Annotated in this window: 19 protein-coding genes; 10 read left to right on the plus strand and 9 right to left on the minus strand. The window is 63.1% G+C overall.

What is annotated here, in order from left to right; genetic code table 11:
* Positions 1-2: 2 nt before the first annotated feature.
* The 5 genes from AB3X94_RS28905 to garD all read right to left on the minus strand — a co-directional run bounded on the left by AB3X94_RS28905 (position 3) and on the right by garD (position 5753).
* On the minus strand, positions 3-512 hold the full coding sequence (locus AB3X94_RS28905) for a TRAP transporter small permease (protein WP_176105712.1): 510 nt from the start codon (positions 510-512) through the stop codon (positions 3-5).
* Between the two features lie 167 nt (positions 513-679).
* Positions 680-1672, minus strand: coding sequence for a TRAP transporter substrate-binding protein (locus AB3X94_RS28910; protein ID WP_176105711.1), 993 nt, complete (start codon positions 1670-1672; stop codon positions 680-682).
* 610 nt (positions 1673-2282) lie between these two features.
* Positions 2283-3212 carry an SMP-30/gluconolactonase/LRE family protein gene (locus AB3X94_RS28915; protein WP_176105710.1) on the minus strand — a complete coding sequence of 310 codons (930 nt, stop codon included), beginning with the start codon at positions 3210-3212 and terminating at the stop codon, positions 2283-2285.
* Positions 3212-4063: an NAD-dependent epimerase/dehydratase family protein gene (locus tag AB3X94_RS28920; protein WP_368613375.1), complete on the minus strand. Its 852-nt coding sequence runs from the start codon at positions 4061-4063 to the stop codon at positions 3212-3214. The genes AB3X94_RS28915 and AB3X94_RS28920 overlap by 1 nt, the downstream gene beginning before the upstream one ends.
* A 100-nt stretch (positions 4064-4163) precedes the next feature.
* Complete coding sequence (gene garD / locus AB3X94_RS28925) at positions 4164-5753, minus strand: galactarate dehydratase (RefSeq protein ID WP_368613376.1); 1590 nt, start codon at positions 5751-5753, stop codon at positions 4164-4166.
* 255 nt (positions 5754-6008) lie between these two features.
* Here garD and kdgD point away from each other — a divergent pair, with 255 nt between their 5' ends.
* The 3 genes from kdgD (at position 6009) to AB3X94_RS28940 (ending at position 9442) form a co-directional block, all read left to right on the plus strand.
* Positions 6009-6926, plus strand: a complete 918-nt coding sequence (gene kdgD, locus AB3X94_RS28930) for a 5-dehydro-4-deoxyglucarate dehydratase (protein ID WP_368613377.1) — start codon at positions 6009-6011, stop codon at positions 6924-6926.
* 189 nt (positions 6927-7115) lie between these two features.
* A complete protein-coding gene (locus AB3X94_RS28935; RefSeq protein WP_176105706.1) occupies positions 7116-8474 on the plus strand; it encodes an MFS transporter in 1359 nt (452 codons plus the stop codon).
* 224 nt (positions 8475-8698) lie between these two features.
* On the plus strand, positions 8699-9442 hold the full coding sequence (locus AB3X94_RS28940) for a FadR/GntR family transcriptional regulator (RefSeq protein ID WP_176105705.1): 744 nt from the start codon (positions 8699-8701) through the stop codon (positions 9440-9442).
* 144 nt (positions 9443-9586) lie between these two features.
* Here the strand turns inward: AB3X94_RS28940 and AB3X94_RS28945 are convergent, their stop codons facing one another.
* Entirely contained in the window at positions 9587-11170 is a 1584-nt protein-coding gene (locus tag AB3X94_RS28945; RefSeq protein WP_368613378.1) for an aldehyde dehydrogenase (NADP(+)), read from the minus strand.
* A 238-nt stretch (positions 11171-11408) separates the two neighbouring features.
* Between AB3X94_RS28945 and garL the strand changes: the two genes are divergently transcribed.
* From garL to AB3X94_RS28965, 4 genes are all read left to right on the plus strand, one after another.
* Positions 11409-12209 carry a 2-dehydro-3-deoxyglucarate aldolase gene (gene garL, locus AB3X94_RS28950; RefSeq protein WP_368613379.1) on the plus strand — a complete coding sequence of 267 codons (801 nt, stop codon included), beginning with the start codon at positions 11409-11411 and terminating at the stop codon, positions 12207-12209.
* Positions 12206-13135: a 2-hydroxy-3-oxopropionate reductase gene (locus tag AB3X94_RS28955; protein WP_368613380.1), complete on the plus strand. Its 930-nt coding sequence runs from the start codon at positions 12206-12208 to the stop codon at positions 13133-13135. The genes garL and AB3X94_RS28955 overlap by 4 nt, the downstream gene beginning before the upstream one ends.
* A 391-nt stretch (positions 13136-13526) precedes the next feature.
* Complete coding sequence (locus AB3X94_RS28960; protein ID WP_176105701.1) at positions 13527-14360, plus strand: RNase A-like domain-containing protein; 834 nt, start codon at positions 13527-13529, stop codon at positions 14358-14360.
* Positions 14361-14369: 9 nt separating this feature from the next.
* Positions 14370-14660 (plus strand): contact-dependent growth inhibition system immunity protein, encoded by a 291-nt coding sequence (locus AB3X94_RS28965; protein ID WP_368613381.1) that lies wholly within the window; start codon positions 14370-14372, stop codon positions 14658-14660.
* 202 nt (positions 14661-14862) lie between these two features.
* Here AB3X94_RS28965 and AB3X94_RS28970 read toward each other — a convergent pair whose 3' ends face one another.
* The 3 genes from AB3X94_RS28970 to AB3X94_RS28980 all read right to left on the minus strand — a co-directional run bounded on the left by AB3X94_RS28970 (position 14863) and on the right by AB3X94_RS28980 (position 18192).
* Positions 14863-16161: an MFS transporter gene (locus AB3X94_RS28970; protein WP_176105700.1), complete on the minus strand. Its 1299-nt coding sequence runs from the start codon at positions 16159-16161 to the stop codon at positions 14863-14865.
* A 45-nt stretch (positions 16162-16206) separates the two neighbouring features.
* Positions 16207-17004 (minus strand): NAD(P)-dependent oxidoreductase, encoded by a 798-nt coding sequence (locus tag AB3X94_RS28975; protein ID WP_176105699.1) that lies wholly within the window; start codon positions 17002-17004, stop codon positions 16207-16209.
* Between the two features lie 366 nt (positions 17005-17370).
* Positions 17371-18192, minus strand: a complete 822-nt coding sequence (locus tag AB3X94_RS28980) for an alpha/beta fold hydrolase (RefSeq protein WP_368613382.1) — start codon at positions 18190-18192, stop codon at positions 17371-17373.
* A 530-nt stretch (positions 18193-18722) separates the two neighbouring features.
* Here AB3X94_RS28980 and AB3X94_RS28985 point away from each other — a divergent pair.
* Genes AB3X94_RS28985 through AB3X94_RS28995 form a run of 3 tightly spaced genes read left to right on the plus strand, consistent with a single transcriptional unit; the run spans position 18723 to position 21346 of the window.
* A complete protein-coding gene (locus AB3X94_RS28985) occupies positions 18723-20147 on the plus strand; it encodes a cytochrome ubiquinol oxidase subunit I (protein WP_368613383.1) in 1425 nt (474 codons plus the stop codon).
* Between the two features lie 22 nt (positions 20148-20169).
* Complete coding sequence (cydB, locus tag AB3X94_RS28990; RefSeq protein ID WP_176123156.1) at positions 20170-21174, plus strand: cytochrome d ubiquinol oxidase subunit II; 1005 nt, start codon at positions 20170-20172, stop codon at positions 21172-21174.
* The gene (locus AB3X94_RS28995) at positions 21149-21346 is read left to right on the plus strand and encodes a hypothetical protein (protein WP_368613384.1); all 198 of its coding nucleotides are present in this window, start codon (positions 21149-21151) and stop codon (positions 21344-21346) included. The genes cydB and AB3X94_RS28995 overlap by 26 nt, the downstream gene beginning before the upstream one ends.
* Positions 21347-21779: the final 433 nt, after the last annotated feature.

Below are 21779 nucleotides of genomic sequence, written 5' to 3' on the forward strand. Positions count from 1 at the left end.
TTTTATTCCGTGGCGGAGAGTTCGAGCGCTGGCTCTTCCCGTTTCCCGGCAAAGAGCTCGAGCAGATGCTCGATCGAGAACAACGCGATGCACACGCTCGCGAAGATCGGGATGCAGTAGCGCACGCCTTCCGGCACGCCAATGATCGGAATGCGGTCGCCCATCGTGGTTTCGGCCATCTCGAAGCAACCGACGAAAACGGCCACCGCGAAAGCAATCAGGCAGAGGTGCTGAATCCCTTTCGCGATCACCTGGCCCTTCTCGGGCAATTTCTTGACGAGCGAGTCGAGTCCGATGTGACCGCCCTCGCGAACCTTCAGTGCGGCGCCGAACATCGCGATCAGGATCACTAGCAACAATGCGATGGGCTCAACGTAATCGGGTGCGTCGCTAAACACGTAGCGCATCACCACGCTATAAATCACGAGCAGGCAAAGTGCGGCGAGGCTAACCGACGCCACGACCAGCAGCACGCGAAAAAGAAAATCATTTGGGCGTTTCAGGAAACTCATGACCCTGTCCTTGCTTACGTCCGACCTGTGCTTGAAATTCAGCCGTCCCGACGCGATCCGCGCACGCGAAACAGCGCGGCGGAATGTCTCGCGAGTTTCCTCGCGGACCATTCACGCCGCTGCTGCGACAAACGTTGCTATTGCTGATTGCGCCCGGGACGCGAGACTTACTTGATTGCCTGGATCTCGTCGACGATCTGCTTCATCTGCGGGGTCTTTTCGTACTTCGTCCACACAGGCTGCATCACCTTCACGAAAGCCGCACGGTCGATCTGCGAAGCCGCGACCACCGTTGCGCCGCCCTTCGTGACGGTCTTCTGCGCGTCGGCTTCACGCGCGGTCCACAGCTTCTGGTAGTACGGCACCGAGTCAGCCGCGGCCTTCTTGATGATCTGCTGCTCTTGCGGCGACAGCGTGTCCCACACCTTCTTCGAGAACACCAGCACTTCGGGGGTCATCGAATGCTGGGTTTCCGAGTAGACCTGAGCGACTTCGAAGTGCTTGGTTTCTTCGTACGACGGGATGTTGTTTTCGGCGCCGTCGACGAGGCCGGTCTTCAGGCCCGTATAGACTTCCGAGAACGGCATCGGCGTCGGCGTGCCGCCCATTGCCTTGATTTCGTCGACCATCAGGTCGGACGGCTGCACGCGAACCTTCAGGCCCTTCATGTCTGCCGGCGACTTGATCGCCTTCTTCGCGTACATCGAGCGTGCGCCGCTCTCGTAGAACGTCAGCGCGATCATGCCCTTCGCGGTGAACGCGTCGAGGATCTTCTGGCCTTCCGGACCGTACATGACCTTGCGGAAATGATCGACGTCGCGGAACAGGAACGGCAGCGACGGGATCATCGATTCCGGCACGATTTCGTTGAACGCAGCACCGTTCGCGCGCGTCATGTCGAGCGCACCGATACGTACCTGGTCGATCGTGTCGTTTTCCGAGCCGAGCGCGCTGTTGCCGAACACCTTCACGGAGTCCTTGCCGTCGGTCGCCTTGCTGATCTGCTCGCCCATGTACTTCACGGCCATGTTGGTCGGGAAGGTGTCGCCGTGTACATCGGCAACGCGGAACACGCGTGCTTCAGCCGACATCGTGCTGAACGCCAACGCCGCGGCTGCGACGATCATCGAAACACGGGAAGAGGCAAACTTCTTGTTCATCGTGACATTCCTTGAAAAAAGACCATCCCAGCGACAGCGGATGTGACATGGTTTTGACGCGTCTCCGGCTTCGCGCCCGCCGCCTTCGCAGGTGCGGGCGCTGGCCGTACTGGCTGTGCAACTTCCCCGGCACAGTTGACCCAGCACTCCAGTCGATAGCTCGACTACTTACTTCAATCATGCCGGCCGGCTTCCGACATGGATGCGGCATCGACCACAGCCGCACAACCGACCTGAAAACCTACCGAATTGCACTTGTCACACAAACACAGAAAGCCGTTTGTTGGGACTTATATGTTGTACGACGACATATGAAGTCTATAAAAGGGGTTTTAACTTGTACAGACGGTATTTACCCGCATCAGGAAAAGCGCCGGCACCTATGACCGGCATGGCACGCCGCCAAGCCCCGCGCCGTCTGGCGCTGAATGAGAGCGAATGGGCATGGGTCTCCGGAATTGTTGTATTTTTGCCGAACAAAGATGCGGGAACATGGTCCTGCGCCAAATGTTGTATGACGAGTGACGAATAAAGGGCCACACGAACGACCCCGAAAATGAAAACGCCGGGAGAAAAACTTCGTCCCGGCGCATGTCTCATGTAAGCAAGATTACAGTTGGCCCGCGAATTCGGGCTCAGGCAGCCCGCTCACGCCAGGCCGCAGCGCGAACACATGGCCGTCGTGCTCGCTCGCGCCGTTGGCCGGGCGAATCGACGTGACGAACAGCGTATCGAGATCGCGGCCGCCGAACGCGCACATCGCAGGCTTGATGGCCGGCACGGGAATCTGCCGGTCGAGCTTGCCCTGCGGCGTGAAACGCAGCAACAGACCGGCGTCGTTCGCGCAAATCCAGTAGCAGCCGTCCGCATCGACCGCCGCGCCGTCCGGACGGCCCGAATAGTGATGCAGATCGGCGAACACGCGGCGGTTGCGCGGCTCGCCGGTGTCGACGTCGTAGTCGAACGCCCAGATCAGCCGGCGCAGCGGATGCGAGTCCGACAGATACATCGTCGTACCGTCCGGCGACCAGCCGAGGCCGTTCTGCGTGATCAGCGAATCGACGACCGGGGCCGACAGCACGCCCTTCTCATCGAAGCAGTACAGCGCGCCGCCCGGGATCGCCGCCGCCATGTCCATCACCATGGTGCCGGCCCAGAAGCGCCCTTGCCTATCGCAACGGCCGTCGTTGAAACGCATGCCGCCATGCGGGAATTCAGGCGCCGCGAGCTTGCGCAGCGACGCTGTCAGCGGCTCGCCGCCCGGCGCATTCGACGCGTCGGCGAGCGCGACCGCGAACAAGCCGGTCTCGCAGCCGGCGAGCACGGCGCCAGCGTGATCGAACGCGATACAGGCAACCTGCTCCGGCAGTTGCCATTCGGTGCGCTTGCCAGTTTCGAGCGAGCCGCGCACGATTTTCCTCGCCGGAATATCGACCCAGTACAATGCCTGCTCGGCCGCGCGCCAGACCGGGCTTTCACCGGTGGCCGCGGGCAACGGACCGGCCGCTTCGAAGCGTTCCACTTGCGGATTCGCGCTCATTATTTAGGCTCCCGCTTCGGCTCCATCGGACCGGCGAGCACGAACGGGCCGCCCTGGTACAGCTGGGTCGGGTCGTCGAAGCGCGTGTCGGGGGCGCTCGGCGGAAACAGGTGTTCGAACTGCGCCGAGCTGTCTTGCGGACGGTAGCCGAGGAACGCGGCGTTCGTGTTGTCGACCCACGCGGTGCGGTTGTTCGACACGCCGTAGACGATCGCGTGGCCGACGCGGTTCGTGAACAGCGAGCAGCGCACGAGCTCGATGAAGTCGCGGTAGCTCAGATACGTGACGAGCATGCGCGCGGTCTTCGGCTGCTCGAACGACGAGCCGATCCGCAGACACACGGTTTCGAGGCCGAAGCGGTCGAAGTAGTAGCGCGACAGCGATTCGCCGAAGCACTTCGACACGCCATACATGCCGTCCGGACGCAGCGGCGCGTCGGTGCCGAGCACCGACGTCACCGGATGGAAACCCACCGCGTGATTCGAGCTCGCGTAGACGATGCGCTTCACGCCGTGCTTTTGCGCCGACGAGTACACGTTGTACAGGCCGCGGATATTCGCTTCGAGGATGTCTTCGAACGGCGCTTCGACGGAAATGCCGCCGAGATGCACCACCGCGTCCACGCCTTCGAGCAGCGCGTGCACGGCCGCTACATCGGCGAGATCGACGACGGCGGCTTCCTCGTGCGCGGCGACTTCGCCGAGCGGCGCGATATCGGATACGCGCACGATGTCGGCCCACTGCGCGAGAGCGGGACGCAGTTGCTTGCCGAGGTTGCCCGCGGCGCCAGTGAGCAGCAGACGGCGGAAGGGTTTCTTTGCCGCGGAGCGGTCAACGTTCAAATCGGTCATGTCTCTTTGCTGTTGTGATTGCGATCGGGTCTTCTGAACGGAAAAGCGAGCGCCGGTTGGACCGGCGCTCGCCTGAGATTGGATGGTGCGGGTTGCCTGATCAGGTCACCGGCGCCGGGTTGAAGAGGGTCAACGCATTGTGCAGCCCGAGCTTCTCCGCGCAGGTTTCCTTGCGGCCGCTCGCGACATCGAGCATCAGGCGGAACAGCTCCCAGCCCACCTCTTCGATGCTGGACTGGCCGGTCGCGATTGTGCCGGCGTTGATGTCCATCAGATCATGCCAGCGACGCGCGAGGTCCGAACGCGTCGCCACCTTGATGACCGGCACTTCGGCGAGGCTGTACGGCGTGCCGCGGCCGGTCGTGAACACGTGCAGCGTGATGCCCGACGCAACCTGCAGCGTGCCGCAGATGAAGTCGCTGGCCGGCGTCGCCGCGTAGATCAGGCCCTTCTGATTGACCTTCTCACCGGGCGACAGCACGCCGGAGATCGCCGAGTTGCCCGACTTGATGATCGAGCCCATCGCCTTTTCGACGATGTTCGACAGGCCGCCCTTCTTGTTGCCGGGCGTCGTGTTCGCACTGCGGTCCGCGCCGCCGCGCTTCAGGTAATCGTCGTACCACTGCATCTCGCGAATGATCGCCGCCGCGACCTCCGCGTTGGCCGCGCGCGCGGTCAGCTGATCGACGCCGTCGCGCACTTCGGTGACTTCCGAGAACATCACGGTCGCCCCGGCGCGCACCAGCAGGTCGGTCGCGAAGCCGACGGCCGGGTTCGCGGTCAGGCCCGAGAACGCGTCGCTGCCGCCGCACTGCACGCCGATCACCAGATCCGACGCCGGACAGGTTTCGCGACGACGGTTGTTCAGGCGCTTCAGATGCCCTTCGGCCATCCTCATGATCGACGTGATCATCGACTGGAAGCCGACGTGCGATTCGTCCTGCAGCACCACGACGTCGCCGTTCTGGTCCAGCGCGACATCGCCGATGTCGGCGACGTCGTCGACCACCGCTGCCGCGGCGATCGGGATCGTACCCGGCGGCATCAGACGCTCGGGCTGCAGCTTCTCGCAGCCGAGGCTCACCATCATCACTTCGCCGCCGAAGTTCGGGTTCAGCGCGATGTTGCGCACGGTGCGGATCGGCACCATCGCGTCGGGCGCGTCGATCGCGACGCCGCAGCCGTAGGTGTGGCCGAGGCTCACGACATCGTCGACATTCGGATATTTCGGCAGTAGCTCGGCCTTGATGCGCGTGACCGCGTGTTGCACGACGTCGGCGACGCACTGCACGGTGGTCGTGATCGCGAGGATGTTGCGCGTGCCCACCGAGCCGTCCGAGTTACGGTAGCCCTCGAACGTGTAGCCTTCGAGCGGCGGCATGTCCGGCGCCCTGGTCGTGGCGATCGGCAGGTCTTCGAGTCCGGGCGGGCTCGGCATGCGGATCACGTGCTCGTTGATCCAGCTGCCCTGCGGCAGCGGCTTCAGCGCATAACCGATCACGACGTTGTAGCGGATGACCTCGTCGCCTTCGGCGAGATCGGCCAGCGCGACCTTGTGGCCCTGCGGCACACGCTCGCGCAGCCTGAGCCCATCGGCAAATACCGCGCCCTCGCCCAAACCGCCGTCGTTGACGACGATCGCGACATTGTCATTGGGATGAACGCGGATGTAGAGCGGAGTTTGTTCCATTGATCAATCCTTGAGGCGTGATAGGCCTGCTTCGCCAGCAATCATACGTCATCCTACAACGCTAAAGTTTGCTCGGATGTTCCGTATTTACCCTATGGACAGCATTATGCCGCTAACACCCCGTTGAGTTACGGGATTCGTTGTTGTACGATGACGTATAAGAAATCTGTTTTCCAAGATTTTCTACTAGTACGACGTCTGTCGTACTAGTTGGATCCTACCAACGACCCCATCCGACGCCGGGATATTTAGATCATGACGACACCGCAGGAACTCAAGCAGATCGTTTCGGAAGGCCTCCTGTCCTTCCCCGTCACCGACTTCGACGCTAACGGCGACTTCCGCGCCAACACTTACGCAGAGCGCCTCGAATGGCTCGCTCCGTACGGCGCTTCGGCGCTGTTCGTCGCCGGCGGCACGGGCGAATTCTTCTCGCTGACGCAAGACGACTACACGCAAGTCGTCAAGACCGCGGTCGAAGTCTGCAAAGGCAAGGTACCGATCCTCGCCGGCGCAGGCGGCCCGACCCGCGTGGCGATCGCCTACGCGAAGGAAGCGCAGCGCCTCGGCGCGCACGGCATCCTGCTGATGCCGCACTACCTGACCGAAGCAAGCCAGGACGGTATCGCCGCGCACGCCGAAGAGGTCTGCAAGGCCGTTCCGGGCATGGGCGTGATCATTTACAACCGCGCGAACTCGAAGCTCAACGCCGACATGCTCGAGCGTCTGGCCGACCGTTGCCCGAACCTGATCGGCTTCAAGGACGGCGTGGGCGAGATCGAAAACATGGTGACGATCCGCTGCCGCCTCGGCGAGCGCTTCTCGTACCTCGGCGGCCTGCCGACCGCGGAAGTCTACGCTGCCGCGTACAAGGCGCTGGGCGTGCCGGTGTACTCGTCGGCGGTGTTCAACTTCATCCCGAAGACCGCGATGGAGTTCTACCGCGCGATCGCCGCTGACGACCACGCAACGACCGGCAAGCTGATCGACGAATTCTTCCTGCCGTACCTGAAGATCCGCAACCGCCGCGCAGGCTATGCGGTCAGCATCGTCAAGGCTGGCGCGAAGCTGGTCGGCCACGACGCAGGTCCGGTGCGCGCACCGCTGACCGACCTGACGCCGGAAGAACTGGAACAGCTCGACGCGCTGATCAAGAAGCTCGGACCGCAGTAACGCACCGGCGTCGGGCTTCGAGCGAAGAAGCTCGCGAGCCTCATCGACGAGGGCTGCATAGACGGCCCCGTTGCGAACGCCCGGCACGGCAACGTTGCCGGGCGTTCGTGCATTTGCGCGACAGGCGGGTGGTCTGCGGACCGCCCGGCGCAGCGACCACACCTCGCCCAACGATACAGGAGATGACCCATGGACTTGAGCCGCACGGCCAGTTCGACCGACGCCGCCTCTAGCGCGGCACGCACCAAGGTCCGCTACGGGATTCTGGCGCTGATCTTCGTGATCACCACCCTCAACTATGCCGACCGCGCGACGCTGTCCGTCACCGGTTCCGCGATGCGCACCGCGTTCAGCCTCGACGCGATCCGCATGGGCTATATCTTTTCCGCATTCAGCTGGGCCTACGTGCTGTCGCAACTGCCGGCCGGCTGGCTGCTCGACCGTTTCGGCGCGCGCCGCGTGTACGCGGCGAGCATCTTCTCGTGGTCGCTGTTCACGCTGCTGCAAAGCTCGGTCGGCCTGCTCGGCAGCGCCGGTGCGGCGATCACCGCGCTGTTCGTGCTGCGCTTCGTGATGGGCGCGGCGGAGTCGCCGGCGTTTCCGGCGAACGCGAAGGTGGTCGCGAGCTGGTTCCCGACCAACGAGCGCGGCACCGCATCGGCGATCTTCAACGCCGCGCAATACTTCGCCGCGGTCGTGTTCACGCCGCTGATGGCGTGGCTCACGCATGCGTTCGGCTGGGAGACGGTCTACGTCGTGATGGGCGTGGTCGGGCTGCTGCTCGCGCTGACGTGGCTGAGGGTCATGAAGAATCCCGCCGATCACCCGGGCGTGTCGCGCGCCGAGCTCGAGTACATCGAGCAAGGCGGCGGCCTCGTCAGCGGTGCGCGCAAGACGGGTCCGGACGACGTCTCGAAGACTGGCGGCTGGACGCTCGTGCGTCAGTTGCTCGGTAACCGCATGCTGCTCGGCGTCTATCTCGCGCAGTACTGCATCAACGTGCTGACCTACTTCTTCCTGACGTGGTTTCCGATCTACCTCGTGCAGGCGCGTGGCATGACGATCCTGAAGGCGGGCCTCGTGGCCTCGCTGCCGGCGATCTGCGGCTTTCTCGGCGGCGTGCTCGGCGGCGTGCTGTCGGACGGGTTGATCCGCCGCGGCTGGTCATTGACCGTAGCGCGCAAGGCGCCGATCGTCGGCGGCATGCTGCTGTCGACCTGCATCATCGGCTGCAACTACGTGTCGACCGACTGGATCGTCGTCGCGCTGATGTCGCTCGCGTTCTTCGGCAAGGGCATCGGCGCGCTCGGCTGGGCCGTCGTCGCCGATACGGCGCCGAAGGAAGCGCTCGGTCTGTCCGGCGCGATCTTCAATATGTTCGGCAACATCGCCGGCATCGTGACGCCGATCGTGATCGGTTATCTGGTCGCGCGCTCGGGCTCGTTCAATGGCGCGCTGGTGTTCGTCGGCGCGAACGCCCTGATGACGGTGATCAGCTATCTGGTGATCGTCAAGGACATCCGGCGAGTCGAATTGCGCTCGGCGTGAGCCAGTTATAGGCTCAGTTATCGTTCCGGTTATCGTACTTCCGGCCGGCGGACGCCCGGCGCCTCGCGCGAGCCGTGCGCACCGAGGCGCCAAACTTCAGGCATCCGCCGATATATGTGACAATCGCGCCGAATTCGATCCGGCGCTTATATAATCAGTCGTCAGACGACGATATAATAAAAATGCAGGATTCCCCGCGATTTTTCAAACAAGGAGCGTTTTCGATGGCTACACCACTAGCATCCGCGGCACCGCCACGACGCGCTCGCAATCTTGCCGAGTTCGTCGTCAATTACGTCACCGAGCAGATCGCGGCCAACGTGCTGAAGCCGGGCGACAAACTCCCGACCGAATCGCAGCTGATGAACACGCTCAGCGTGAGCCGCACGGTGATCCGCGAGGCAATCTCCCGCCTGCAGGCAGGCAAAATCATCGAGACGCGGCACGGTATCGGCAGCTTCGTGCTCGAGCCGCAGCGCGAAAAACTCGGCATCGACATGGTGCCCGCCACCACGCTGCGCGACGTGCTGTCCATTCTGGAACTGCGCATCAGCCTCGAAACCGAATGCGCCGGTCTTGCCGCGCAACGCGCGAAACCGGACGACCTCGCGCACATGCGTACCGCACTCGACGCGATCGAGGCCACGCGTCACAACGGACTCGACAGCGTGGAGGCCGACCTGCAGTTCCACATCTCGGTCGCGCGCGCAACCGGCAACCGCTATTTCGTCGACATCCTGTCGCAGATGGGCAGCGCACTGATTCCGCGCAACCGGCTCGACTCGGCCGGCATCGCGCGCGCCGATCCAGATGCATATCTGTCGCTCGTGAACCTCGAGCATGAAAGCATCCTCGAGGCAATCAGCCGGCACGACGCCGAAGGCGCGCGGGCGGCGATGCGCATGCATCTGTCGAATAGCCGCGAGCGGTTGCGTCGCGCGAATGAAGCGAACGACGCGAACAGCTGATTTTCACGAAGCACGCAGGCGAAAAAAATGGCCGGGAATATTCCCGGCCATTTTTTTTGTGATTGCAACTGCCCTTCCCTTCGATGCGGGCCTGGTGTCGATCTCGGCACCAGGCGCGCATCCGTTCAGGACGGCGTCACGCGATTAACCGCGCGTGAGTTCGCCATCGCGACGACGCCACAGTTCCAGCGGGTTGCCGTCGGCCAGCGTTTGCGGCAGCAGCTCGGCCGGGAAGTCCTGGTAGCAAACCGGGCGCAGGAAGCGGTCGATCGACGTGGTGCCTACCGAGGTCGCGCGGCTGTCCGACGTTGCCGGGAACGGGCCGCCGTGGACCATCGCGTGGCACACTTCGACGCCGGTCGGGAAGCCGTTGACCAGAATGCGGCCGGCCTTGCGCTCGAGAATCGGCACCAGCTTCTTCGCAGCCGCCACGTCGGCGCTGTCCATCTGCAGCGTTGCGGTTAGTTGGCCGGCGAAGTGCTCGGCGACCTTCAGCATTTCCTGCTCGTCCTTGCAGCGGATGATCGTAGACACCGGGCCGAACACTTCGTCTTCGAGCGCCGGGTTCGCGAGGAACGTCTGCGCGTCGGTCACGAACAGCGCCGCGCAAGCCTGGGTCGGGCCGGTACCGGCGACGCCGCGTGCCACGACTTCGACACCCCTGGTTGCAGCCAGCTTGCCTTCGCCGTCTTGATACGCGGCGTGGATGCCCGAAGTCAGCATGGTCTGCGCCGGCTTGGCGGCGAGCGCTTCCGATGCCGTCGCGACGAAGCCCTTCAGCGCGTCGCTGTCGATCGCGATCGCGAGACCCGGGTTCGTGCAGAACTGGCCCGCGCCGAGCACGAGCGAGTCGACGAAACCGCGCGCGATGCTGTCGCCGCGTGCCGTCAGAGCGTTCGGCAGCAAAAACACCGGGTTGATGCTGCTCATTTCCGCGTAGACGGGGATCGGCTCCGGACGTGCCGCCGCGACGCGCATCAGCGACGTGCCGCCCGCGCGCGAACCGGTGAAGCCGACCGCCTTGATGGCCGGATGCGCAACCAGCGCCTCGCCGACCGAGTTACCCGCGCCGACGATCATCGAGAACACGCCTTCGGGCAGATCCATTTCCTGCGCGACGCGCTGGATCACACGACCGACCAGCTCCGAGGTGCCGAGGTGCGCGCGGTGCGCCTTCACGACGACCGGGCAGCCGGCAGCGAGCGCCGCGGCGGTGTCGCCACCCGCCACCGAGAATGCGAGCGGGAAGTTGCTCGCGCCGAACACGGCGACCGGGCCGAGCGCGATCTTCTGCATGCGCAGATCCGAGCGCGGCAACGGCTTGCGTTCCGGCAGCGGCGAATCAAGCGTGGCGTTGAGCCACTGGCCCGCACGCACGGTTTGCGCGAACAGCTTCAGCTGGCCGGTGGTGCGGCCGCGTTCGCCTTCCAGACGCGCCTTCGGCAGGCCCGATTCAGCCATCGCGCGTTCGATCAGCTCGTCGCCGAGCGCGGTGATGCCGTCCGCGATACGATTCAGAAACTCAGCGCGCACTGCGAGCGGCAGTTGACGGTAGGCGTCGAACGCCTGTTGCGCGAGCGCGCAGGCCTGCTCGACGTTCTCGACGGTGCCGCTGCCGAACACCGGTTCGGCAATCTCGGAACCCGTGGCAGGATTGAACGCGCGCAGCGGTTTTTCTTCGCCGCGCACTGCTTTGCGACCGATCAGCATTTCGCCGGTAATGGGCATTGTGGCTTTCCTTGAATGAAGGCTTCAGATATAGGTCATCCTACAACATTGCGGGGGCTCCATGCAACCCGAAACGCTTGTCGGACAGGGTCATTCGGGTTTACACGACCGTTACAACCAAGGGGCTCGGTGCTAATCTGCCACAGTCATACGACGACTTATAACCTCGCATTCTGCGTGGTTTATTGCGGTCGTCGAAGCTTTGTTCCCGACACATCGTAGTTCGAGGAGACACCGCATGCCCGCCGTCACGCCTTACGAATCCTTGCCCAACCGCTTCCGGCGCGCGGTGCGCGAGGGAAAAACCCAGATCGGCTGTTGGGCATCGCTTGCCAGCCCGATCGCCACTGAACTGCTGGGCACGGTCGGCTTCGACTGGATGCTGCTGGACGCCGAACACGCGCCCAACGACGTGCTCACGCTGATCCCCCAGTTGATGGCGCTCAAGGACAGCGGCAGCGCGCCGGTCGTCCGACCACCGGCTAACGACAGCGTCGTGATCAAACGATTCCTCGACAGCGGCTTCTCGAACTTTCTGGTGCCGTTCGTCGACAGTGCTGACGACGCGGCCCGCGCGGTCGCGGCAACGCGCTATCCGCCGCAGGGCATCCGCGGCGTGTCGGTCGGCCATCGCGGCAACCGCTATGGCACCGTGCCCGACTACTTTGCGCTCGCCAACGACAATATCTGCGTGATCCCGCAGATCGAAAGCCGCAAGGCAGTCGAGGCGATCGACAGCATTCTCGCGGTGGCCGGCATCGACGCGGTCTTCATCGGTCCGTCCGACCTCGCGGCATCGTATGGCCACCTCGGCAACGCGAGCCATCCGGACGTGCAGCAGGCGATCGCGCATGTGTTCGAGCGCGCGCGGGCGGCAGGCAAGTCGAGCGGCATTCTCGCGCCGGTGCAGGCCGACGCGGAACGTTATCTGTCGATGGGCGCGCGCCTCGTCGCCGTCTGCGCGGATCTCGGGCTGCTCAAGGGCGCCGCTCAAGCGGCGCAGAAACACTTCATGCAGAAACCGGCGGGCGAAGCTTGAACGCGGCCGCCACGATATCTTCGGAGCATTCCATGAAAAAAGCAGGCTTTATCGGACTCGGCATCATGGGCAAGCCCATGGCCGCCAACCTTCTGAAAAACGGCGTGTCGCTGGCAGCGTTCACGCGTAGCGGCGTGCCCGCGGAACTGACGCAGGCCGGCGCCGTCGCATGTGACAACCCCGCCGCGGTCGCAGCCAACGCGGACGTGATCTTCGTCATGGTGCCGGACACGCCGGACGTCGAGCGCGTCCTGTTCGGCGAGAATGGCCTCGCGAGCGCGCTGCGCGCCGGCCAGACCGTCGTCGACATGAGCTCGATCTCGCCGATGGCGACCCGCGAGTTCGCGGCGCGCGTGCGCGAAACCGGCGCCGACTATCTTGACGCGCCGGTGTCGGGCGGCGAAGTCGGCGCGAAGGCCGGCTCGCTGACCATCATGGTCGGCGGCGAACAGGCCACGTTCGACAGCGTGAAGCCCATGTTCGACATGATGGGCAAGAACGTCACGCTGATCGGCGCGGTCGGCGCGGGCCAGGTGTGCAAGGTCGCCAACCAGGTGATCGTCGCGGCGACCATCGAAGCGGTCGGCGAAGCGCTGCTGCTCGCGTCGAAGGCGGGTGTCGATCCGGCGCGCGTGCGTGAGGCGCTGATGGGCGGCTTTGCGTCGTCGCGCATTCTCGAAGTGCACGGCGAGCGCATGACCAGGCGCACGTTCGATCCGGGCTTCCGCATCGAACTGCACCAGAAGGATCTGAACCTCGCGCTGTCGACCGCGCAGGCGCTCGGCGTGTCGCTGCCGAACACCGCCACCTGCCAGGCGCTGTTCAACGCGTGCGTCGCGCACGGCGGCAAGGCGTGGGACCACTCGGCGATGGTGCGCGCGCTCGAAGTGCTCGCGAATCACGAGATTGGGCAGCAGACTGCGTGATTTGATGTAGGTTCGAAATCGTTGCAATCGGGTTGTCCGTCGGTGTTCATGTGACCGATGGACGGCTCGATTGCATTTTGCATTTCTGGGGGCGTGCGTAGTTCGCACGTGATGCCCTTTCCCTCTTCCGGGCCGTAGGGCTCTTTCGCCGCGTGACGCGACACGTTCGTATCGTGTTTGGCGATGGCGACGCCCCGCCCCGTGTCTCCTCGGATTGCCGTCTGCTCCGGCGCGTTAAGCCGCGTGGCTAGTGCATGACCACGAGCGATATGCAGTCAATGACTCGCAGCTCATCGGATTAATGGGACACAAGAATCATCCATCGCCCATTTCCTGTCCCTTTGGTCGACTGCTACGTTGGCGGCCTCGAACAATCACAGAGGAATACCGAATGTCGCGCGAACAAGATGGAGACGGCGTGCGTGTCGTGCTGAGTGCGCCGCAACTGGCGGCGGTGCTGACCCGCCAATCGATCAGCCACAGCGAAATGCTTTCCAACCGGTTATGGGGCGGATTGCAACTTGTCGGCGGTTTGCTGGAAATGGTCGGGGCCGGCGCGCTGTGTGTGATGCCTGAACCGACCATGGCGAGCAAGGCTGGATGCGTTGTGTTCGGCGTACATGGCTCGGATACGGCGGCCGCTGGCTTGCGTCAGATCTGGACGGCGCGAGATACGGCGACGCTAACTCAACAGGGCACGACGAAACTCGCGGAAGCGATGAAGGCCAGTCCCGATATGGCGAACAATATCGGTCTGTGGCTCGATATGGTCGTGCCGTTTGGCTTTGCTAGTTCGATCAAGGCTATACGGGCTTCGCGTATCGCGATGGGCCGGATCAGTCTGGACATGCACGAAGCGAAAGCAGGGAGCGGGATTGGCGGACACACGCTCTTGAAGCATGTCGGACGGACCGAAGCGCAGTTGCGAGAAAGACTCAACCGCGAGCCGCGTCGAGAGAAGGTTTCGTCGTTCACAAACCTTGAGCGGGCCGAATCGGCCATCTCAGAAGTCATGCGCGCCAATGCGACCATCATTCGGGAATGGGCGCAGTCTTCGGGCAGAGGCGGCCCTCTCGCTCTGACGCGGCGCGTGGCGGGTAACGTCGGCTATGGCATAACGAGGGAGACAGGAAAACTGACGCCCATGAATGAGGTTGTAGTCGTTCTGAAATATCAAACCTACAACGGAATGCCATACTATATCGTCACTGCTTACATTAAATAGAGAGAATTTATGCTGTCAACTCGCTACCCCAAAATGTATCAGCTGTTTGGCGTATACCTGAATGAGGATTTCGATATATGGGGAGATACGATTCCCGATATCATCGCTTGCTACAAGAGGGACTGCCCACGCGAGAGCCACCTCGAGATGGTTCATGAAATCAATTCATTTATGGGCGAACACCGGGACGATTTGGACTCAGCGTTCAAAGATGCCTATGGTCAAGATTTTTCTCCCAAACTATGGGGCTACACGACCGCCTCATTTCTTGACGAATTAAAGAGGCTTCTCATCGAGTAGTTTGTCCCGGTGCTCCCGCATCCTTCTAAGAAGAATTAAAACCGTCTACTGGGCGACTAGTCTGCTTGTCGGCTGCAACACTCACGGCGCGACATCGCCAACTCGAAAACGGCCGCACAACCGACCAAAAAAAAACGGCGCCCACCTCATGAGCGCCGTTTCTTTCGCCGGATCGGCCCACACAATCCGACCCCACTTCGCCTTACTTCGCCGCCACCGCATCGGACGACACCCACTGCGGCTCCGGCATCTTCTCCGAACTCCTGGCCATCAGACACACCACGACCGCGGCAATCAGATCGAACACCGCCAGCACGACGAACAGCGGGCTATAGCCGATCTGCGTGACGAGCACACCGAACAACGCGGTGAACGCGGCAGCGCCCAGATACCCCGCCATGCCGCCCATGCCCGTCGCGGTCGCGACTTCGTGCTTGCCGAACATATCCGACGTGATCGCGTACAGTGCGCCCGACAGCGTCTGGTGCGCGAAGCCACCGACGCACAGCAGCGCCACCGCCATGTACGGGCTCTCGACGAGACCGACGCACGCCGGCCCGATCATGAACAGCGCACCGACCACGAACACCATCTTGCGCGAAGTGAACAGCGACACTTTTGCGTACTTGTGAAACAGCGGGCTCAGATAACCGCCGAGCACGCAGCCGATATCGGCGGCGAGGAACGGCATCCACGCGAACATCGCGACTTCCTTCAGGTTCATGTGACGCTCGGTCATCATGTACAGCGGAATCCACGCGTTGAACGTTTGCCAGGCCGGCTCGGACAGAATCCGAGGAATACCGATCGCCCAGAAATCGCGGCTCACCAGCATCGCGCGCCAGTTGCGCTTCGGCGTGTTGATGTCATCGTGATGCTTCGCTTCCTGGCCGCTCAGAATGTAGTCGCGCTCGGCGTTGCCCAGCAGCTTCTGGTTGCGCGGATGCTTGTAGACGATGATCCACAGCAAGCTCCACACGATGCCCGCGACGCCGACGATCACGAACGCGAGTTCCCAGCGGCCGTGAAACAGCGCCCACACGACAAGCGGCGGCGCGAGCAGCGCGCCGATCGACGAGCCGATATTGAACCAGCCGATGGCAACCGAACGCTCCTTCGCCGGGAACCACTCGCTCGTCGCCTTCACGCCAGCCGGAATACCCGCCGATTCGGCGAGTCCGAGGAGACCGCGGAACACCGCGAGGCTACGCCAGCCCGTCGCCCATGCCGCCGCCGCGCAAGCCACCGACCACGCCAGCGCGAACACCGCGAAGCCGATCTTGGTGCCGATCGTGTCGAGCACGAAACCGGCGACCGGCTGCATGAACGCATAGCAGAGCTGCCACGCCACGACCACATGCGCGTACTGCTCGGTCGTGATGTCGAGCTCCTTCATCATCGTCGGTGCCGCGACCGACAACGTGTTGCGCGCCAGGTAATTGATGATCAGGCCGGCCGCGACCAGCGCGACCATCCACCAGCGAATACCCTTGATCTTCACTACTCCATCTCCTCGTGATGCATTGCCCGTCGAACTGCCCGGGACTTAGTCCTTGCGCGAATAGTCGATGCCGACGAAGCCGCCGCCCTGGAAGCGCTGGCCCAGTTCATCGAGCGGATTCGGGCGCGACAGGATGTCTTCGGCGTAGTCTTCGGCGTTCTGCTTCGGCTCGTAGCCGAGACGCGCGGCGCCGACGCTGTTGTCCCACCAGCTGCGCGTATTGGCCGACACGCCCCAGATGGTCATGAAGCCGACCTCTTCCGCTTCGATGCAGCGATCGAGAAAATGCATCAGGTCCTTGTGGCCGAACCAGGTGCTCAGGTGACGCTGCTCGGTCGGACGCTCGAGGCAGCTGCCGATGCGCACGCACACGCTTTCGATGCCGTGCTTATCCCAGTACATGCGCGCGAGCGCTTCGCCCCACACCTTCGACAGACCATAGAAGCCGTCCGGGCGCAGTTCGCAGTCGAGGCTCAGATGCTCGGTGACCGGATACATGCCGATCGCGTGGTTCGAGCTCGCGAACACGATGCGCTTCACGCCGTTGCGGCGCGCGCCTTCGTAGACTTCCACGAGGCCGCGCAGGTTGTTCTCGATGATCTCGGGCAGCGGACGCTCGACGCTCGTGCCGGCAAAATGGATCAGCACGTCCACGCCGTTGAGCAGACGGTCGACGACCGCCGGATCGCGCAGGTCGCCGTTCATCACGTCTTCGCCTTCGACGAGCGGCGTCAGCACTTTCGAGCCAGCGGCCGAGCGCAACGGCACGCCGCGCGCGACGAATTCAGCACGCACCACGGAGCCGAGCTGGCCGCCGGCGCCACTCAGGGCAATCTTCTTCATTTGGGGGTTCCTTTAACTGCGCCGCGCGCGAGGTCTACAGAGAACAGACAGAGGGTCGAGCGGCCGGCGGGTCGCGCTGTGCGCGTCGCATAACACACCCACGTTGTACGATAACGTACTATCGACGATGAACCAGCGGATTTCAACTCCGCATTTACCCTTAAACCGCACGGGGCCAGTTTCCTAGTATCTTAAAAAACAAAGACATACGAATATCGCGTTCATGTGACATCGTATAACTCAAGCTGCTTTTTTGTTCGAGAAGTGGATTCGCCTGACGCCCGCGGTCGCCTGGCATCCGGCGCGAGCGGCGGCTGTGCGCCGCCCCGCAATCAACAAATCACTTCATTGCGCGTTTCTGATCGCTCAAGCGCCGATGAATTCGAGCAGGTCGGCATTGACCTTGTCGGCCTCCACGGTGCACATGCCGTGCTGGCCGCCCGCATAGACCTTCAGCGTCGCGTTCTCGACGATCTCCGCGGTGCGTCGGCCGGCTGCGTCGATCGGCACGATCTGGTCGTCGTCGCCGTGCAGCACCAGGGTCGGCACGTCGATCTTCTTCAGATCCTCGGTGTAGTCGACTTCGGAGAACTGCTTGATGCAGTCGTACAGCCCCTTGATCGAGCCGGCCATGCCTTGGCGCCAGAACGAATCGATCACGCCCTGCGACACCTTCGCGCCCTCGCGGTTGTAGCCATAGAACGGCACGGCCAGATCCTTGAAGAACTGCGAGCGATCGTCGAGGACTCCCTTGCGGATGCCGTCGAACACATCGATCGGTAGGCCGAGCGGATTATCGGCGGTCTTCAGCATCAGCGGCGGCACCGCACCGATCAGCACGGCCTTCGCGACACGCCCCGTGCCGTGCCGGCCGATGTAATGCGCGACTTCGCCGCCGCCCGTCGAATGGCCGACCAGCGTCGCGTCCTGCAAATCGAGATGTTCGATCAGTGCGGCGAGGTCATCGGCGTAGGTGTCCATCTCGTTGCCGTCCCACGGCTGCTCCGAGCGGCCGTGGCCGCGCCGGTCATGCGCGATCACGCGAAAGCCCTTGCTGCCGAGAAACAGCATCTGCGCATCCCACGCATCGGCGGTCAGCGGCCAGCCGTGCGAAAACACGACCGGGCGACCCTTGCCCCAGTCCTTGTAGAAAATCGAAGTACCGTCTTTCGTCCTGATCGTGCTCATCTGCTGACTCCTTTTCGATGAAGTCTGCCGTCGCCGGCAGGTGGATGAAGCGGAAGCTGCTCACGAAGCATGCGCGCGACGCATGACAGAACGCCGTGCGAATACGGCAATGGATAACCGAACTACGGAAACGGCCGAATCGTAGAGACAAAAAAATCGCCTGACTAGCGCGCGAGCCGACGAAGTCGGTTTGGATGGATCGATTGTCGGCTGACGACGGGCACCGCTCTCGACCTTGTCGCGCAAGGCCGCGCGAGAAGCATTGCTGCAGCGCGGTCGATTGACGCAGCACCCGCAACGACGCACATGCGGCCATGCATCGGCCGCCAAAGGAAACTCGAGAGTCATCAACGGCTTGCCTCATCGATTAGCGTATTTCGCATAAAACAAGGCGGTTTTTTGACGCACAGCGCATTGCAACACATTTTGTTTCGATCCCCTACTCTTGCGCCATCTGCCCCGCGCAGTGCGCACCGATATCGGTCGATGCGCGTAATTCCGCTCACGCGGCCATCACGCACAACAGGATCATGAACTCGGCACTATCGGCATTCGATCTCGCGCGCATTCAATTCGCGTTCACGGTTTCTTTTCACATCGTTTTCCCCGCGCTCAGCATCGGTCTCGCCAGCTTCATTGCGGTTCTCGAATGGCGTTGGCTGAAAACCGGCAAGGCCTACTACAAAGATCTTTGTCTGTTCTGGTCGAAGATCTTCGCAGTGGCCTTCGGTATGGGCATCGTCTCCGGTGTCGTGATGGCCTATCAGTTCGGCACCAACTGGTCCGGCTTCTCGAGTTTCGCCGGGCCCATCACCGGTCCGCTGCTGATGTACGAGGTGATGACCGCATTCTTTCTCGAAGCGGGCTTCCTCGGCATCATGCTGTTCGGCTGGCAGCGCGTGAGTCCGCGCGCACACTTCGGCGCGACGCTGATGGTCGCGATCGGCACGCTGATCTCGACCTTCTGGATTCTCGCGTCCAATAGCTGGATGCAGACGCCGCAGGGCTTCGAGGTCGTCGACGGCCATGTCGTGCCGCTCGACTGGTTCAAGATCATCTTCAATCCGTCGTTCCCGTACCGGCTCGCGCATATGGCGCTGGCGGCGTTCATCGTCGCGGGGCTGGTGGTCGCGGCGGTCGGCGCGTGGCATCTGCTGCGCGGCCGACGCGATCCCGCCGTCAAGAAGATGTTCTCGATGGCGCTGTGGCTGCTGCTGATTCTGACGCCGATCCAGGCATTCGTCGGGGATCAGCATGGCCTGAACACGCGCGAATATCAGCCGGCGAAGATCGCGGCGATCGAAGGCATCTGGGACACCGAAAAAGGCGGCACCGCGCTGAACCTGTTCGGCATCCCCGACATGAAGGCCGAAACCACGCACTACGCGGTGTCGATCCCGCACCTCGGCAGCCTGATCCTCACGCATAGCTGGGACGACGAAATCCGCGGGCTGAAGGAATTCCCGCCGCAGGACCGGCCGGATTCGGCCGTGGTGTTCTGGAGCTTCCGCATCATGGCCGGCCTCGGCGTGCTGATGATCGCGATGTCGATCGCGGCCTGGGTGCTGCACCGTCGCGGGCGACTATTCGAAGCGAAGTGGTTCCAGCGGCTGTGCGTCGCGATGGGGCCGAGCGGCTTCATCACGCTGCTGGCCGGTTGGGTCACCACCGAAGCGGGCCGTCAGCCGTGGGTCGTCTACGGCGTGATGCGCACGTCGCAGGCGGTGTCGCCGCTGACCACGCAGCAGGTCGGTCTGTCGCTGATGACGTTCGTGGCCGTCTACTTCCTCGTGTTCGGCACCGGCATCTACTACATGCTGAAGCTGATGCGCTCGGGTCCCGCACTGCCTGGCGGCAAGCCGCACGACACGCCGCACGACATGCCGCAGCCGACGCCCGCACAGACCGCGCGCCGCCCGCTGTCCGCCGCCGATCGGATGATCGACGTCGTCTAACCCACGCTACGAGAGAAAGAATATGGACGTAACCGTCGTTTGGGCCGCGATCATCGCGTTGGGCCTTTTCATGTACGTCGTGCTGGACGGCTTCGACCTCGGCATCGGCATCGTCTTTCCGTTCTTCCCGGACGAGAAAGAACGCGACCTGATGATGAACACCGTCGCGCCAGTATGGGATGGCAACGAAACCTGGCTCGTGCTCGGCGGCGCCGCGCTGTTCGCGGTGTTTCCGGTCGTCTACTCGACCGTGCTGTCAGCGCTCTATCTGCCGCTCGTGTTCATGCTCGTGTGCCTGATCTTTCGCGGCGTGTCGTTCGAGATCCGTGCGAAGTCGCGTCGCACCAGGCATCTGTGGGACCTCGCGTTCATCGGCGGCTCGGCGGGCGCGACGTTTTTCCAGGGCATCGTGCTCGGCGCTTTCCTGCAAGGTATTCCGGTCGTCGATGGCGCGTATGCCGGCGACGCGTTCGGCTGGCTCACGCCGTTCAGCCTGCTGACGGGCCTCGGGCTCGTCGCGACTTACGCGCTGCTCGGCTGCTGCTGGCTCGTGGCGAAGACCGAAGGCGACCTGCAGCGCCGACTGCATCGCGTGGTCTGGCCGCTGACGCTGGTGCTGCTCGGCTTCATCGCGCTCGTGAGCCTGTGGACGCCGCTGATGGATGCGGGCATCGCGCAACGCTGGTTCCATGACGGGATCTTTTATCGTCTGCTGCCGGTGCCGTTCCTCGTCGCGATCTGCGCGTTCTTCATGCATCGCGCGGTGCGCGCGCGCCACCACAACACGCCGTTCGTGCTCGCGCTGGCGCTCGTGCTGCTCGGCTATCTCGGGCTGCTGGTGAGCCTGTGGCCGTACGCGATTCCGTCGAGCCTCACGCTATGGGAAGCCGCCGCGCCACGCACGAGCCAGACGTTCACGCTGGCCGGCGCGGCGGTGATCCTGCCGATCATCGTCGCCTATACGACGATGGGTTACTGGGTCTTTCGAGGTAAGGTGCGTCATGGCGACCAACATCACTATCACTGAAAAGCTGAGTGTCCGCGCTTCGGCTCCCACTGCCAATGCGGCAGCGCCCGGCCGCAAGCTGCCGGGCTGGCTCTGTTTCATCGCGCTCTGGTGCTTCGGCGTGGCCGCGGCGATGTCGCTCGGTTTCGCCTTCAAGCTTCTGATGAAAGCGACGCTGTTTGCGGTCAGATAGCGGCGCGCGAACCCGTGTCGATCCGGTGGGCATAATCTCCCGGATCGCGCGCCAGCGCTTCAAAAAAGCTGCGCACGCCTCGTCTACGTAGCAAGCCGGAACCTATGCGCGGGAGACCTGCCTTAACATCACGAAGCGCATCGAACGATGCCGGCAGCCGGCCATGCGCGTCGCAGCCCTGCTAGCGGCGCGCGGCACGGCAAGGGAGCGGGACCCTGGCGAGCTGGAACGATGCCGGATGCGAATCGCAGCACGAGAGAACGGCAATCGGATCGGCCCGTCCGGGGTCCCTGGGATCGACCAAGAAGCGCGGAAGACCGGCCATGATGTGTGTCATGAGTACCGCAGTTATTTACGCTGCAAGTGCGCAGCCCGCAACGGCGGAATGTGCATCGGCGGCAGCCCTCAACGGACTGGCTCGACTCGCGGAGAC

The organism is Paraburkholderia sp. BR10923, assembly GCF_040948765.1.
Lineage (GTDB): Bacteria > Pseudomonadota > Gammaproteobacteria > Burkholderiales > Burkholderiaceae > Paraburkholderia > Paraburkholderia youngii.